The following is a 15533-nucleotide window of genomic DNA, read 5'->3' as shown; positions in this document are numbered from 1 at the left end:
CAAAAAAGAACGCCCCGGAAACCGGGGCGTTCGCGCTTGTTCCAGCCAGACAATCAGAACTTCCAGCGTGCGCCCAGAACCCATGCTTCGTTGTTGTCAAAGGATGTGCCGTCATCGAAATCGTGGTTGCGGTATTTCAGATAAACATCCGTGTTGATCGGCTCGACTTTCTGCACGACCGCGATACCCCATGCTTTGGTGTCAGAACCGTTGCTCTGGAAATCCGAGCCATCATAATAGTCGATACCGACGCCGGTCTTGCCCCAGGACACCCAGTTGCCTTCGTACGAGATCTTACCATACCAATAGTTCGGATCCGTGGCACCGGCCAGATCATCGTCGCGCGTACCGCCCGCAATCGTAAAGCCCAGGCCGCTGGGAAGCAGGACAGAAGCAGAACCGATCGTATCTTTGCGATCCCCCGAATTGTTATCCCGGTCTCTTACCGAATAGGCAACGGCTGCAGCGAATTCCACACCACCGGCAAAGGTGTTTTCATAAAACAGGCCGACGTCATAATAGTCGTCGTCGTCGCTGCTGGACAAAATGTTCTGACCATATGCGAATCCGGCGGAAAACCCGTTGAACGACGGCGTATCATACCGCACACGACCACGCCGCGCGCCGTCAAAGTTGCTGGAACTGTCACCAACCGTAATACCGCTCAGCATACCGGTCGTGTCCCGATAGAAGAACCCTGCATTTTCATCGTTGGTAAACGAATACAGCGCGGTTCCGACATATGACAGATCAACTTCTGCGGCGCCATCAGCGACCATGCTGCCCTGACCTGCCGAAAACTTGCCGTAGCCACCTTTCAGCGAAAAATCCACGTGGCGAATGTCTTCGCGATTCCAACCATCTGCGTTGGTTCCGAATTGATCGGCAGACGCCGAACCCGGCAGGCCAAGGCCTGATTCAAACCAAAATTGGAATTCGTTGCTTCCATATGGCTGCACAAGACGCAGGCCAACACGGCTGTTCGACAGATCGTTGTCGAGAACACGGGTCTCGGTATCCTGTCCGTCATCCACCGAGATCAAGGCGGGGTGCAGTTGTCCATACAGCAGCACATATCCGCCACTATTGTTTTCGTATTTCATTTCCGCCACAGCCGGGATGGCGGTCGTCGCAGTCAGAACAGCGGCTACTGATATCGGTTTGATGTTAAGGGTCATTTCACTCACCATGAAAGGTTCGGGGTTCAGGTACTGTCCAATTGTTTACGAACTGCGCGCGTTCCAGTGGTCCGCATTCACTCCCTCGCAAGAATTGCAAATTCGCAACATGGCATATCGAAAAATTGGTTATTTTTCATTTATTTCATACAGTTACGAATCCATTCGAAGATCCAAAGCACAGTGTGCAAATAAATTGTGACGTCCAGCCATGCATCTGGCAAACATTCGGTCTGCACTGATGTGAACCTGGACGGCGGATTTCCGCCGACTCACCGGAAATTGAGCCGTTCCACGCCCAACAAACTCAAATATTCAACTTTCTGAAAACCTCCGGCACCTGTTCCGGCAAATCTTCCGCGATCAAACCCGGCCCGAACTGGCGCGCACACTCCACATGCAGCCACGCCGCAGTTTCCGCCGCCTGCATCGGTGCCAAACCTCGCGCCAACAAACCTGCGATGAACCCGGCCAGCACATCGCCAGACCCGGCCGTCGCCAACCATGGGGCCGCTCTTTCGTATACGGCCGAGTTGACCACGCACCGTCCATTCGGCGCAGCGATCACCGTGTCCGGGCCCTTGAAAAGAACCACGCACCCAGCCCGCTTTGCGGCAGCACGCGTCGCATCCACCTTGGAAAACGCCGGGCCTTTGGCCGGTTGCGCGTTCATCTGCGCGGCGATGTCCGGGAATACCCGAGCAAATTCCCCGCCATGCGGCGTCAGTACGCATTTGTCGTGCAATCGCGCGATCAGGGCGCCGGGATCCTCTGCAAAAGCTGACAAAGCATCCGCATCCAACACGGTCGCCCGCCGTGCAGCTAGGACAATCGGCACCAGCGCCCGCGCCCGCTCGAATCCCAGCGCAGGCCCAAGGCAGAGTGCATTCAGGCGCGTATCCTCAAGTGTTTCAGACAATCCATCAGCCCCATCAACCCGCTGCAACATGAGGGCCGTGATCTGACTGGCCACCTCCATCTGCGCAGACGGCGGCACGCCCAGCGTCACCAGCCCCGCTCCAACCCGCAAAGCCCCCCGCGCCGCCAAACGCGCGGCCCCTGTTTTGCCCGCCCCCCCAGACAGGATCAAAGCATGACCATGTGAGTATTTGTGGCCAACCGAAACTTTCGAAAGCTTCACCCCGTCAGCCTCGGTCGTGTGAACGATCTGACCGTCTTCCAGTGTTTCAAGCCCGATCGACTTGGTTCGGACCGTCCCGCAGGTCACCGGACCATCGCACAGAACATGCCCAAGCTTCTTGCTGTGAAACGTCACCGTCATATCCGCAACAATCGCCTGACCAAGAATGCGACCACTGTCGGCGCACAAGCCGCTTGGCGCGTCAATTGAAACGACCTTTACGCCTCGATCTCGCAGCAGGTCTCTGACCGGCGCATTGGCCAACATGGAAAACGCCCCTGCAAATGGCCGGGTGAGACCCGTGCCAAAAACCCCGTCGACAACCAGATCAATGCTCTTTGGAAACCCAAGAAAATCATCCGCCAACGGGGCGGAGTCGACAGCGAAGACGCGAACCTCGTTCTTTGCCCCCCATCTCTCATAATTCACCCGCGCATCCGGAGGCAGCTTTTCCGGGTCTCCATAAAGGAACACCTCAACCGCCCACCCCTGCTTCTGCAAAAGCCGCGCCACGACAAACCCGTCACCCCCATTGTTGCCCGGTCCGCACAGCACCACTGCGCGCAGCGGATCCTCTTCATCTGGCCCTAAATATCCCGGGGAGCGCGAGGGGCTGGCCCCTCGCCTGTCCAACACGGGCCATTCTTCGAAAACCGCGTCAACAACACCCCGCCCGGCCCGCTCCATCAGCTCCAGACCGGTCACGTCACCAGACTTGATGGCGGCCTGCTCAATGGCCCGCATCTGTGCCGCCGTCAGCAATTCCATCCTTTCACCCCTTGCTCGATTCAATTTTGATTACTTTTTGTGCAAGTCGCTCAAAAAATAGCATACAGCCGTTTTTCAAAGCACCCCGACCCGCACGATATCGCAATCACATTGCCGCCCGATCTTAGACGTGATCACTGCCCCTGAGACAACCATTCAAGGTGAGCCGGGATGAAAAAGATCGAAGCGATCATCAAGCCGTTCAAACTGGACGAAGTGAAAGAGGCATTGCAGGATGTGGGCGTCCAGGGCCTCAGCGTCATCGAGGTCAAGGGTTTCGGTCGTCAGAAAGGCCATACCGAATTGTATCGCGGCGCGGAATATGTCGTCGATTTTCTACCCAAGGTAAAGGTCGAGGTCGTATTGGACGACGACCAGGTCGACGCCGCGATCGAAGCCATCGTATCGGCCGCCAAAACCGACAAGATCGGAGACGGCAAGATTTTCGTCTCGCCCGTCGACCAAGCCATTCGCATCCGGACCGGCGAGACCGGCTCGGAAGCACTCTAACTCACAACATTACTGACACATCTATCAGAAGGACCAAGGGAATGAGCGCAGACGCAGTTCTCAATACAATCCGCGAAGAAGACGTCGCATATGTCGACATCCGCTTCACCGACGTGCGCGGCAAACTACAGCACGTCACGGTGGACGTCGATCTGGTCGACGAAGACTTCCTGGAAGAAGGCTTCATGTTTGACGGCTCGTCCATTGCAGGCTGGAAATCGATCGAAAACTCGGACATGAAACTGATCGCCGACACGACTTCGGCTTACATCGACCCGTTCTATGCGGAGAAGACACTGTGTCTGCACTGCTCGATCGTTGAGCCCGACACCGGTGAAGCCTATGGTCGCGACCCGCGCGGAACCGCGCAGAAAGCCGAAGCCTACCTGAAGTCCAGCGGTATCGGTGACGTTGCCTATATGGGTCCCGAAGCTGAATTCTTCCTGTTCGATGACGTTCGTTTTTCCAACAGCATCAATAAAGTATCTTTCGAAGTTGATGCAACGGATGCGTCGTGGAACACCGACACCGAATACGAGATGGGCAACATGGGCCACCGTCCGGGCGTCAAGGGCGGCTACTTCCCTGTCAACCCCATCGACGAAGCGCAGGACCTGCGTTCGGAAATGCTGTCGACCATGAAACGTCTGGGCATGAAGGTCGACAAGCACCACCACGAAGTGGCCTCGTGCCAGCACGAGCTGGGTCTTGTCTTTGACAGCCTGACCAAGCAGGCCGATGAGCTGCAAAAATACAAGTACGTCATCCACAACGTAGCACACGCCTACGGCAAATCGGCCACTTTCATGCCCAAGCCGGTCGCAGGTGACAACGGCACCGGCATGCACGTGAACATGTCGATCTGGAAAGATGGCAAGCCGCTGTTCGCTGGCGACAAATATGCCGACCTTTCGGACGAGGCGCTGTACTTCATCGGCGGCATCCTGAAACACGCCAAGACCCTGAACGCCTTCACCAACCCGTCGACCAACAGCTACAAGCGCTTGATCCCCGGGTTTGAAGCCCCCGTTCTGCGAGCCTATTCGGCACGTAACCGTTCGGGTTGTGTGCGTATCCCATGGACTGAAAGCCCCAAAGCCAAACGTGTCGAGGCGCGGTTCCCCGATCCGTCATCCAACCCCTATCTGGCGTTTGCCGCCCTGCTTATGGCTGGCCTGGACGGTATCAAGAACAAGATCAACCCCGGCGAGGCGATGGACAAGAACCTGTACGACTTGCCCGCCGAGGAACTGGCCGACATCCCGACCGTCTGCGGCAGCCTGCGTGAGGCTCTGGAAGCTCTGGCATCCGATCACGACTTCCTACTTCAGGGCGATGTGTTCACCAAAGACCAGATCGACGGTTACATCGCACTTAAGATGGAAGAGGTGGAAACCTACGAGCACACGCCGCACCCGGTGGAGTACGGCATGTACTACAGCTGCTAAGCTGAGTACGGAAACGATTTGGCAGGGCGCCCCTTCGGGCGCCCTTGTCATTTCTGCCCACACGGTTTGACGCGCCGCCGTTGATCCAACAAACTGGTGAGAACACTCCCGACCGGAGACGACAGCATGCCTTGCGATACCTCACCTTTCTCGAAATTCACAAACCTTGTGGCATCCGAACAGGAGCTGAGGAGGATCTCTGGCCATCCGCTGCCACAGATCACTGCCAAGGAGGTGTCCTCCCTCGATCAGATGTGTCGCGATTTCATAGCGACCTCGCCCTTTTGCCTTATCGCTTCGGCCAACACGGATGGGCATCTTGATGTTTCACCCCGTGGTGACCCGCCCGGCTTTGTTCAGGTGCTGTCCGATACCCTGATCGCGATCCCGGATCGGCCGGGAAACAAACGCGTGGATACGTTTCACAATGTTCTCAAGGATCCGCGCGTCAGCGTCCTGTTCTTTGTTCCGGGTAAGATGGAAACGCTCCGCATTCGTGGCACGGCCCGCATCTGTGCTGACCCCCGTTTGCTTGAAACCATGGCCATTGACGGGCACCCACCCAAACTGGCGCTGCTCATCCATGTCGAGACAGCATTTGCACACTGTCCCAAATGTGTAATCCGCGCACATCTGTGGCAACCCGAAGACTGGCCGGATTCGACCCATCTGCCAAATATGAATGCGATGATGGTGAAACACGCCCGCATCAATGCCACGCCTGAGGAATGGTTCGAAACGCTCAGGAAAAAGGGCGAGTTGGACCTTTATTAACCGCTTTGCCCAAGACGCAGCCCACGCTAGGCTAACCGCAGATTTCAATTCCATCGGATTACGCCCATGTTTCGCCTTGCCACCATTCTTGCCCTTTCCCTGACGTCCCCGGTTCTGGCCGCACCCTGTGGCAACACCAGCGCTGGATTTGAGGCATGGAAGGCCGATTTTGCCAAACAGGCACGCAAGGCGGGAGTGAAAAAGAAAGGTCTGCAAGCGCTGTCCCAGACACAATATGCCACGCGCACCATCGCTGCGGACCGCAATCAAAAAAGCTTCAAATACTCGCTGGACAAATTCATGCGTGTCCGAGGGGCCGATACTATTGTCGCACAGGGGCGCAAACGCAAAGCCGCCAACCCGAACTATTATGCCGCCTTTGAGCGGCAATATGGTGTTCCTGCGGGCGTTCTGATCGCCATTCACGGCATGGAAACCGGCTTTGGCAATTTCATGGGCGACAGTCAGGTTGTTTCCGCAATCACAACACTGGCCTATGATTGTCGCCGGTCAGAGTTCTTTATTCCCCACGCAATTGGGGCACTGAAACTGGTCGACACGGGCAGTATCACAATGGCGACAAAAGGGGCAAAACATGGCGAACTGGGCCACACGCAATTCCTGCCCGGCAACGCCCTGACCTATGGTGTCGATGCTACGGGCGACCGGCGCGTGGACTTCTACAACATGACGGATGCACTGGCCTCAACCGCCAATTTTCTTCGCAAGAAGGGGTGGAAACCGGGGCGCGGTTATCAACCCGGAGAACCAAATTTTCGCGTCTTGCAGCAGTGGAATGCTGCCTCGGTCTATCAGCAATCCATCGCAATAATGGCTGCCCGAATCGACAATTAGCCCCGCCGCACCGGCACCACGCGCCGCACCTGATTTCGCCACATTTCCGCCACAGTGACAAACAAAAGCCTTTAGTTGCTTGGTTTCCAAAGCGTAACCAATCGCTAGGAAATTTCACTTTTTTGCATTTTTCGCCAAATTCTCTCCAAGATGGGGTGCTAGTCTTTGAATAACAGAACGCAGAAAAGGACGGGGCAGTGGCTCGGAAGCACAGCTACCATGGCGGCCTGCAATTTGATGGCGACGCAACCGGCGCAATAGAGCGCTTTGGATCCATCGTTGCCACGACGCTGGAAGACTACGGTCATCTGGTCGAGCGCAAGGCCCTGCTCAGCGCGACCGAGGCCAGCATCGTCTCGAGCCAGTATCTTGTGCGGATGACTCTGGATACAGGCGCCTCCGGGCAGCAGGACCGCTACGAGCGCATGGATCGCGCCGCAGGGTTGAAAACCATAACAAAGCCCCGCGTGTCGCATCCCCAAAACAGGTTGGTGCTGACAATTACGCCAGTCTCGCCACTTTTGGACGACGCCGAGATTTCGGAACTGATGCTGGTGGTCACTCTGTATCGCATGGTCGATATCTGTTCGACCCGACGGGTTGAATGGTTGTCGCCGCACACGGTTCTTACAGTCGAGCACTTCATGAGCGCCTTTGACACCCTGACACCAAGCCGAACAACGCGGGATCGAAAGCAGATCTTTCAATCACTGACCGGACAGTTCGCCGGGATGCAGCAGTCTGAACAGGATGACACGATCACTGCCCTACACTCTCCTGCCGCGCGTCCAATTCAACTGACCGACGAACAATTGCTCAGCATCGCGTTCCGAAGCGACGAGGCAGACCTGCCCACCCAGATGGACGCAGGTGCGGCCATCGCGGATGATGATGACAAGCCAAGCGACATCCTGCGCCTTAGTAGTTGGTGCATGACCGGAGTTTTGGCCAGCATTTCAGCGCCAATTGCCGTATCGATGGCCGCAGTCAACCTGATCCGGGGCGAGGATTTCCGCCTGAACACACAGGTGCTTGTGCTCACATTCGCCATTGTCGCGCTGAACGCCAGCAACGCGTTGGCTGATGTTGCGGGTGCCTTGGGCATGTAAAAGAATTATCGAAGACCCTCCTAGGAGGCCCCGCCATCAGGCGGGGTTTTCCGTTTTTGGGATCGCGTTTGCGGCCAGAACGTATGTGTGGATGGAAAACACGACCGCGTTGGTTTTCGGCAAACGCAACAACGTCTGCCGCTCGCTTCGCAGATAAGACGCCTGACGCCGGTCCCGTATTTCGCGCGGCTCACTGGCACTGCGAGGTTGGAACAACTCCGGGTCTTCGTACCACAGGGCGTTGAAGCGCCACAGCGGGCGACCGGGTTGAATACCGTCAAACAGCCTCTGTACCCGTTTCGCGACATTGGCGTCATAGCTTTCCACGGGCACGTGGATATCAATCAGCGGCCGCATGAATTTCTCGGACAAGCGCCAACTGGCAGGAAAACACAGAATGGCACCCGTCAGAACATGCTCATTTCCCCGTTTCTGAAGAATGCAGAAGTCCTCCTGCACCAGCCTGCACAGCGTATCAAGCGGTCGGTCGCGGTCGATCGCGACGGATATGCCATCCGGCCTTGCGGCCTCTGCCCCGGCCGTGGGATATGTCTGCATCAGCACCAGATCCAGCAACTCCACCGCGGCAGGTTTGGCCCCAGGATCAAGCGCAAGAACATCGTCGCGCCGCTCAGACAGAATTTCTTCGCGGCGCCGCATCTGGTCGGCAAAAGCCTCATCCTGATGCAGCCAGTTTTCCATGGTTGCCGGTTGAATACCCGGCAAAGCGCGTGGGTTTTCGACATCATACGGGATCTTGTTTTGCAGAATACGAGTCATGCCGGGGGCTTAGCATGCGCAGCTTTTCTTGTCGGTCGAAAACGACAACCTCGCCGTCGCATTTTTCTCAGACGATTGGTTGTGGCGGATGAATTGTAATTGGAACAAGCAACGAGGCCAGCCATGAACCAGCACTACCGAGACGCGCGCAAGATTGACCCCAGCCGTGGCACGACATTGGGCGATGGTACGCCAAACGAAAATGACCGGATCGAGATTGGTCCGACGCAGCTTGCGTTTGACGAGTGGGCCGCTGCGGGGCTGGAACTTCCCAATCTGGCACGGATGCGGGAACACCGCTGGAAGAGGCTGACACAGGCCATCGTGGACCGCGGCTATGGCGGCTTGCTGATTTTTGATCCGCTGAATATCCGCTATGCCACCGACAGCACGAATATGCAGCTGTGGAACACCCACAATCCGTTTCGGGCGGTTTTGCTGTGTGCAGATGGCTATATGGTGATCTGGGATTACAAGAACTCCCCCTTCCTCAGCACCTTCAACCCACTTGTGCGCGAGCAGCGCTCGGGCGCCGACCTGTTTTACTTCGACCGGGGCGACAAGGTTGACGTTGCCGCAGATGTGTTCTCGAACGAAGTACGCGTACTGATCGAAGAACACGGCGGCGGCAATATGCGCCTGGCGGTCGACAAGATCATGCTGCACGGATTGCGCGCGCTCGAGGCGCAGGGGTTCGACATCATGGAAGGCGAAGAACTGACCGAGAAGACCCGCGCCATCAAAGGGCCTGACGAAATCCTGGCCATGCGCTGCGCCAGCCATGCCTGCGAAACTGCGGTTGCCGAAATGGAACGGTTTGCCCGTGCCAATGTCGGCGACGGCAAGACCTCGGAAGATGATATCTGGGCTGTTCTTCACGCCGAAAACATCAGGCGTGGCGGTGAGTGGATCGAAACCCGTCTGCTGGCTTCGGGCCAGCGGACCAACCCGTGGTTTCAGGAATGCGGCCCGCGGATCACCCAGCAGAACGAGATCATCTCGTTCGACACCGACCTGATTGGATCTTACGGGATTTGCATCGATATTTCCCGCAGTTGGTGGATCGGCGATCAGAAGCCACGCGAGGACATGATCTATGCCATGCAGCACGCCCATGAACACATCATGACCAATATGGAGATGCTCAAGCCCGGCGTTATGATCCCGGAACTGACCGCAAATTCCCACAGGCTGGACGAGAAGTTCCAGGCGCAGAAATATGGCTGTCTGATGCACGGCGTCGGGCTTTGCGATGAATGGCCGCTGGTTGCTTATCCGGACAAGGCGGTTGAAGGGGCCTACGATTATCCGCTGGAACCCGGAATGGTCTTGTGTGTCGAAGCCTGCGTGGGCGAAGTGGGTGGCGATTTCAGCATCAAGCTGGAGGATCAGGTTCTCATAACCGAAGACGGATATGAGAACCTGACGAAATACCCCTTCGATGCCCGGTTGATGGGGCTCGAGTGAGGCCGGCGCCTCATTCTGACCAATGTGACCGGCGCACGTTGCCGTGCCAGTCTTCGACAGTTGGACTTACCTGAGCGTGCGGCCCGCTGAAAACTGCGGGCCGGGATTGCCCGACGGCAAAACCCACGAGGCCAGCCAGAACAATCGCCATGACTGTACTGGGAAGTATCTTTGGAAGGTGTGCGGCAGCGTCTGCATGTGCCATCTGCGTCTCCTTTATCAATTGCTGTAGGCCGTAGATGGGCCTGATTGCGACATAAGTGAAACGAATGTTTGTTCGGTTTTGCATCACACACATTGATGGAGCGCCAAACACCTCCAATTAGCGGCCACGCCTGTCACCGCCCGTGGCATCTTTCGGATTGCAAGACGCTCGCTTGGTTCTCACCTTCCCGTGACGCGTTTGACATAAGGGTTGTGACCCGGCGGGCTTGACCACAGTATTGGGGATGTTTCCCCGAACCGTTCAAGGAGCCGACATGCCCACGGAACGCATCACTTTTGCCGGACATGACGGCAGCCAATTGGCCGCGCGGCTGGATTTGCCGGATGGTCCGGTCCTTGCGACGGCCCTGTTTGCCCATTGCTTCACCTGTTCCAAGGACATACCTGCGGCCCGGCGCATTTCGGCCCGCCTGGCGGCCATGGGAATTGCAGTGCTTCGGTTCGACTTTACCGGCCTGGGTCATTCCGAAGGAGAATTCGCCAACACGACTTTCACGTCGAATGTCGAGGACCTGATCTCGGCCGCGCAATATCTGGCCGGACGAAACATGGCCCCTGCGCTTCTGATCGGTCACTCGCTTGGCGGCGCAGCGGTTTTGCGGGCGCGTGCCGGAATTCCGACGGTCAAGGCCGTGGTCACCTTGGGCGCACCGGCGGATCCCGGCCACGTGTCCCATCATTTCGAGGAAGCCCTGCCCCAGATCGAACAGGAGGGCAGCGCCGAGGTCACCTTGGGCGGGCGCCCGTTTCGAATTGGCAAAGCGTTTGTGGATGACATTGCGGGATCGGCCCTGTCTGCCTCGATCGCTGATCTCAAGGCCGCTTTGCTGATCCTGCACGCCCCTCGGGACGAAACGGTCAGTATCGACAACGCAAGCACCATCTTTCTGGCTGCAAAGCATCCAAAAAGCTTCGTCACCCTCGACGATGCCGATCACTTGATCACACGGACGTCTGATGCTGAATATGCCGCGGATGTCATCTCGGCTTGGGTCTCGCGCTATCTGAAACTTTGCCCCCCCGCGCCACCCCCGGGTGCGCCGGAAGGTGTCGTTCGCGTGACAGAGGCGGATCCGAATGGCTTCATGCAGGATATTCAGGCCGGCCCGCACCATCATGCGGTTGCGGATGAGCCTGCCTCTTATGGCGGCACGGATAAGGGCATGTCGCCTTATGGCTTTGTCTCATCCGGCCTCGGCGCCTGCACGTCCATGACGATAAGGATGTATGCGCGCCGCAAAAAATGGCCGCTGACCAGTGTTAACGTCGATGTCTGCCATGACAAAGTTCATGCTCAAGATGCCGGTTTGGCAAATGAGGGTAAAGTGGATCAGTTCCGCCGCAAAATCCGCCTGAACGGCCCGCTTGATCAGGAACAAAAACAGCGCCTGCTGGAAATCGCAGACAAATGCCCGGTTCACCGGACACTTGAAGGCTCGGCGCATATCACGACCGAACTTCTTACCTGAGAAAAGGCCGCCGGACAGGCGGCCTTTTGATTATCTGCGGCGTGGTGCCGGGCGATGGATCGGTGGCCGCGCGGCAGGTGGCCGGGCCACCGGGGGCTGCGGCCGCGCAGGCGGTTTGGCAACCGGTGGATTCGGACGCTCGGGACGCACGGGCCGATCAGGTCGATCTGGGCGGTCCGGGCGGTCGATATCAACATTCACATCGACATCGCGATAGTAGTCGTTCCACAGCATCGAGTCATAGAACGGGTCATACCCGTATCCGACGCCGACCGTTACGCCGTCACAGGCCGACAACGTCAAAGTCGCGGCCCCCAGCCCCAATGCGAGGGAAATCCGTTTGATCAGTCCAATGCGCATCTTGCCCCCCTCACAGAAGCGACCGGAACGACGCGAAAACGGCGTTCAAATCTTCGGCGAAATCCGGGTCTGCCCCGTCCCGCAGGATGGCAACAGCTATGGCGACACGGTTGCGCGGCAAATCAATGACAGTGGCCGTGAAGTTCACCCCCTTGCCATCGCGGCGCCCCGTCCCCCGAAAGACACGGGCGGGCAACCCGCCGATACGGGTGTCGCTGGTGCTGGTAAGGGTCGGGTCTTTGACCAGAAACTTGTCGATGTCCTGCAAGTAGCGGACCCCATCCTGAATGGTTGCAACCCCTGAAGGTGAAACAAACCCCATCCAGACGTTGTCGTCCGTTACGGGGCGCAGCCCCATGACCCGAGCCACCGCACGCGGATCATCCAACCCGGTGTCTTCGATCTCACGCGGGCCGCCAGTGCGCAACACCCAGAAATCTGGCACGTCGAACCGAAACAGGGCGCGACCATCCTCGATATATGTCACCGGAGTGTCGGCCAGTGCTGATCCTGCCCCACCCAGCCAGACAGCGGCGCAAGCGGCAAGAATTGGAGATGATAATAAACGCATATCTCAATAACCTGATGATTTCTTCGCCCTCAGCTTGACCGCTCAAGGCGCGACTTGTCCAGCACTGCGCTGCGAAGACCCAGGAAAACCGCGTTCAGGTATTTCCTTTCCCCACACATGTTGCCAGACTCTTTCAAGCATCACGCCCCAATTTTTCAGACAAAGACATGAGTTCTATTTCGCATAGACCCCGACGGTCTGGCCGCCCGCATCATCAACGAAACGGATCGCGTCCCTGTTTTGCCAGACGTCATAGCAGGCCCACAAATCGGCAGGTGGCCAAGTCGAGCAGTATTGATCCCCTCTCACCGCCCAGCGCCCGACACTGGGCCCGCCCGAGAAATACTGCGTGGTCATGCTGGCTTCGAAAACCTGCCAAACACCCGCGCCGTATTCCAGCTTCTTGCCCGCCAAGGTTGACAGGATTTCCTCTCCGGACAGTTTCTGGAAGTCTCCGGCCACTAAAACACCCGGCCAAAGGGCGAAAATCAGGGCAAACCGTCTCATACCTGTTCTCACATCTTGTTCCCTTGCGCACAGGCGGCTAAACCCCGCGCCAACGCCTCATCCAATCACATAAAGGTGCTGCCGCCAATGATTCCCCGTTATTCCCGCCCTGACATGGTTGCCATCTGGTCGCCCGAAACGAAGTTTCGCATCTGGTACGAAATCGAGGCGCATGCCTGCGATGCCATGGCCGATCTGGGCGTGATCCCGCGCGAGAATGCAGAAGCCGTCTGGAAAGCCAAGGACGTGGAATTCGACGTCGCCCGCATCGACGAGATCGAAGCCGTCACCAAGCATGACGTCATCGCATTCCTGACCCATCTCGCCGAACATGTCGGTAGTGAAGAGGCCCGGTTCGTGCACCAGGGCATGACCAGTTCGGACGTGTTGGACACCTGCTTCAACGTCCAGCTGACGCGCGCGGCGGACCTTTTGATCGCCGATCTCGAAGGGCTTTTGGCAGCGCTCAAGCGCCGTGCGTTTGAACACAAGGACACGGTTCGCATCGGCCGCAGCCACGGCATCCACGCAGAGCCCACGACAATGGGCCTGACCTTTGCCCGGTTCTATGCCGAGATGGACCGCAACCTGTCCCGTATGCGCGACGCCCGTGCGGAAATCGCAACCGGGGCCATCAGCGGCGCCGTCGGCACATTCGCCAATATCGATCCCGCCGTCGAGGAACATGTCTGTGACAAACTGGGCCTTGTGCCCGAACCGATCAGCACCCAAGTGATCCCGCGTGATCGCCATGCGGCCTTCTTTGCGACGCTTGGCGTCATCGCCAGCAGCATCGAAAACATCGCCATCGAAATCCGCCACATGCAGCGGACCGAGGTTTTGGAGGGCGCAGAATTCTTCTCGATGGGCCAGAAAGGCTCGTCTGCCATGCCGCACAAGAAAAACCCGGTACTGACCGAGAACCTGACCGGGCTGGCCCGCATGGTACGCGCGGCAGTGATCCCGGCAATGGAGAATGTCGCGCTCTGGCATGAACGCGACATCTCGCATTCCTCGGTCGAGCGCATGATCGGTCCGGATGCCACGATTACACTGGATTTTGCGCTGGCCCGTCTGACCGGCGTGATCGACAAGATGCTGATCTTCCCCGAAAACATGCTGGAAAACATGAACAAATTCCCCGGTCTTGTCATGAGCCAGCGTGTTCTGCTGGCCCTGACCCAGGCAGGGGTCAGCCGTGAGGACGCCTATGCCATGGTCCAGCGCAACGCGTTGAAGGTTTGGGAACACCGCACCGATTTCAAACAGGAACTGCTGGCGGACGCCGATGTAACTGCCGCGCTCAGCCCCGGAGAAATCGAAGAGAAATTCGACCTCGGCTATCACACCAAACACGTTGATACGATCTTCGCCCGGGTATTCGGCGAATAACGTAGGTCTCGACGCCGCCTTCCCACGGCCCGGTCTGCATTTCACAGGCCGGGCCTTGTTTTTTGCCAGACCGCCCGAAATCGGTTATTCTGTGGATGATTTTTTGGGGAGAGGCACCATGATCCGTACCGTTCTTTGCTCACTTGCACTTGTTTGTGTGGCATCTGCCAGCTTTGCGTGCAGCGGGCATTCCAAACAGACGCAATCCTGCGCGCCCGGCACAACCTGGGACACTGAAACGCAAAGCTGCGCGAAATCCGTCAACAGCTGACGAATTTCTGTCCGACTTGTGAATAAAAGCAACCGTTCCACTGTTAGCTTTTTTGTAGATCGCACTATGATTTTGTGAGCAGCCCCGAGAACGGAGTAAGAATATGCGCCTTTTGTTAGCTTCAGCCCTCGCTTTGCAGGCCTTCGCCTTTGCCCCGGTGGTCCACGCCGCAGGCGGCGACAGCAGCAGCCCGCCGAAACCGACGAATACGACCAAGAAATGTTTGTTCGGTCGGGTCTATGACGAAGCCAGAGGCCGGTGCGTCAAACCCAACAAAACCAACCTGTCGGAAGATCAGCTTTACGACGCCGTCCGCGAACTGGCCTATGACGGGCAATACGGGCACGCGCAGGATATCCTGCGGATCATGGATCAGGACGACGACCGTGTGCAGACCTATTGGGGCTTTACCTACCGCAAGATGGGCGAGCTGGAGCTGGCGAACGTCTTTTACCAGAATGCCATCAATGCCAATCCCGACAATCTTCTGGCGCGCAGCTACATGGCGCAAGGCTTTGTAACCGAAGGCAAAACCGATCTGGCAATCGAGCAATGGCGCGAGATCAAGGCCCGCGGCGGCGAAGGGACCTGGGCCGAGACATCTCTGCGCGAGGCCATCCGGACAGGGTTGACCTACAGCTACTGAGCTTCAGGGTTATTTAACCCAACTCCCGTTAATCTGCCCGTGGTTCGGGAAATTTGGCACTA

At 57.5% G+C, this 15533-nt stretch carries 16 protein-coding genes; 9 read left to right on the top strand and 7 right to left on the bottom strand.

All coding sequences use genetic code 11. The features are described from left to right. Nucleotides 1-53 precede the first annotated feature (53 nt). Both GOW09_RS02345 and GOW09_RS02340 read right to left on the bottom strand, forming a co-directional pair. On the bottom strand, nucleotides 54-1178 hold the full coding sequence (locus tag GOW09_RS02345; protein WP_171115355.1) for a porin: 1125 nt from the start codon (nucleotides 1176-1178) through the stop codon (nucleotides 54-56). A 307-nt stretch (nucleotides 1179-1485) separates the two neighbouring features. Further along, on the bottom strand, nucleotides 1486-3087 hold the full coding sequence (locus tag GOW09_RS02340; protein WP_171115354.1) for an NAD(P)H-hydrate dehydratase: 1602 nt from the start codon (nucleotides 3085-3087) through the stop codon (nucleotides 1486-1488). Nucleotides 3088-3258: 171 nt separating this feature from the next. Between GOW09_RS02340 and GOW09_RS02335 the strand changes: the two genes are divergently transcribed. The 5 genes from GOW09_RS02335 to GOW09_RS02315 all read left to right on the top strand — a co-directional run bounded on the left by GOW09_RS02335 (nucleotide 3259) and on the right by GOW09_RS02315 (nucleotide 7783). Continuing rightward, the gene (locus GOW09_RS02335; RefSeq protein ID WP_152458342.1) at nucleotides 3259-3597 is read left to right on the top strand and encodes a P-II family nitrogen regulator; all 339 of its coding nucleotides are present in this window, start codon (nucleotides 3259-3261) and stop codon (nucleotides 3595-3597) included. A gap of 41 nt (nucleotides 3598-3638) precedes the next feature. Beyond that, on the top strand, nucleotides 3639-5045 hold the full coding sequence (gene glnA, locus GOW09_RS02330) for a type I glutamate--ammonia ligase (RefSeq protein WP_152458343.1): 1407 nt from the start codon (nucleotides 3639-3641) through the stop codon (nucleotides 5043-5045). 126 nt (nucleotides 5046-5171) lie between these two features. Next, nucleotides 5172-5819, top strand: coding sequence for an MSMEG_1061 family FMN-dependent PPOX-type flavoprotein (locus tag GOW09_RS02325; protein WP_171115351.1), 648 nt, complete (start codon nucleotides 5172-5174; stop codon nucleotides 5817-5819). 66 nt (nucleotides 5820-5885) lie between these two features. Beyond that, on the top strand, nucleotides 5886-6674 hold the full coding sequence (locus tag GOW09_RS02320) for a lytic transglycosylase domain-containing protein (RefSeq protein WP_171115349.1): 789 nt from the start codon (nucleotides 5886-5888) through the stop codon (nucleotides 6672-6674). A gap of 197 nt (nucleotides 6675-6871) precedes the next feature. Beyond that, nucleotides 6872-7783, top strand: coding sequence for a hypothetical protein (locus tag GOW09_RS02315; protein WP_171115347.1), 912 nt, complete (start codon nucleotides 6872-6874; stop codon nucleotides 7781-7783). A gap of 36 nt (nucleotides 7784-7819) precedes the next feature. Here GOW09_RS02315 and GOW09_RS02310 read toward each other — a convergent pair whose 3' ends face one another. Next, nucleotides 7820-8563, bottom strand: coding sequence for a DUF3445 domain-containing protein (locus tag GOW09_RS02310; RefSeq protein ID WP_171115344.1), 744 nt, complete (start codon nucleotides 8561-8563; stop codon nucleotides 7820-7822). Nucleotides 8564-8686: 123 nt separating this feature from the next. On the opposite strand from GOW09_RS02310, the gene dddP reads away from it, so the two are divergent. After that, the gene (gene dddP / locus GOW09_RS02305; protein WP_171115342.1) at nucleotides 8687-10030 is read left to right on the top strand and encodes a dimethylsulfonioproprionate lyase DddP; all 1344 of its coding nucleotides are present in this window, start codon (nucleotides 8687-8689) and stop codon (nucleotides 10028-10030) included. 10 nt (nucleotides 10031-10040) lie between these two features. Here dddP and GOW09_RS02300 read toward each other — a convergent pair whose 3' ends face one another. Beyond that, nucleotides 10041-10235 carry a hypothetical protein gene (locus GOW09_RS02300; protein ID WP_171115340.1) on the bottom strand — a complete coding sequence of 65 codons (195 nt, stop codon included), beginning with the start codon at nucleotides 10233-10235 and terminating at the stop codon, nucleotides 10041-10043. Nucleotides 10236-10509: 274 nt separating this feature from the next. Between GOW09_RS02300 and GOW09_RS02295 the strand changes: the two genes are divergently transcribed. After that, nucleotides 10510-11724 carry a bifunctional alpha/beta hydrolase/OsmC family protein gene (locus tag GOW09_RS02295; protein WP_171115338.1) on the top strand — a complete coding sequence of 405 codons (1215 nt, stop codon included), beginning with the start codon at nucleotides 10510-10512 and terminating at the stop codon, nucleotides 11722-11724. A 30-nt stretch (nucleotides 11725-11754) separates the two neighbouring features. On the opposite strand, the gene GOW09_RS02290 is transcribed toward GOW09_RS02295, so the two are convergent. The 3 genes from GOW09_RS02290 to GOW09_RS02280 form a co-directional block, all read right to left on the bottom strand. Further along, a complete protein-coding gene (locus GOW09_RS02290; protein ID WP_171115336.1) occupies nucleotides 11755-12084 on the bottom strand; it encodes a hypothetical protein in 330 nt (109 codons plus the stop codon). Between the two features lie 10 nt (nucleotides 12085-12094). Next, nucleotides 12095-12655: a hypothetical protein gene (locus GOW09_RS02285; RefSeq protein WP_171115334.1), complete on the bottom strand. Its 561-nt coding sequence runs from the start codon at nucleotides 12653-12655 to the stop codon at nucleotides 12095-12097. Between the two features lie 174 nt (nucleotides 12656-12829). Beyond that, the gene (locus GOW09_RS02280; protein ID WP_171115332.1) at nucleotides 12830-13162 is read right to left on the bottom strand and encodes a hypothetical protein; all 333 of its coding nucleotides are present in this window, start codon (nucleotides 13160-13162) and stop codon (nucleotides 12830-12832) included. Between the two features lie 87 nt (nucleotides 13163-13249). Between GOW09_RS02280 and purB the strand changes: the two genes are divergently transcribed. After that, the gene (purB, locus tag GOW09_RS02275) at nucleotides 13250-14554 is read left to right on the top strand and encodes an adenylosuccinate lyase (RefSeq protein WP_171115329.1); all 1305 of its coding nucleotides are present in this window, start codon (nucleotides 13250-13252) and stop codon (nucleotides 14552-14554) included. 374 nt (nucleotides 14555-14928) lie between these two features. After that, complete coding sequence (locus GOW09_RS02270; protein WP_171115327.1) at nucleotides 14929-15471, top strand: tetratricopeptide repeat protein; 543 nt, start codon at nucleotides 14929-14931, stop codon at nucleotides 15469-15471. Nucleotides 15472-15533: the final 62 nt, after the last annotated feature.

The sequence above is a fragment of the Ruegeria sp. HKCCA5463 genome (assembly GCF_013034175.1).
Classification (GTDB): domain Bacteria; phylum Pseudomonadota; class Alphaproteobacteria; order Rhodobacterales; family Rhodobacteraceae; genus Ruegeria.
This window is presented reverse-complemented; position numbering and strand designations above follow the sequence as displayed.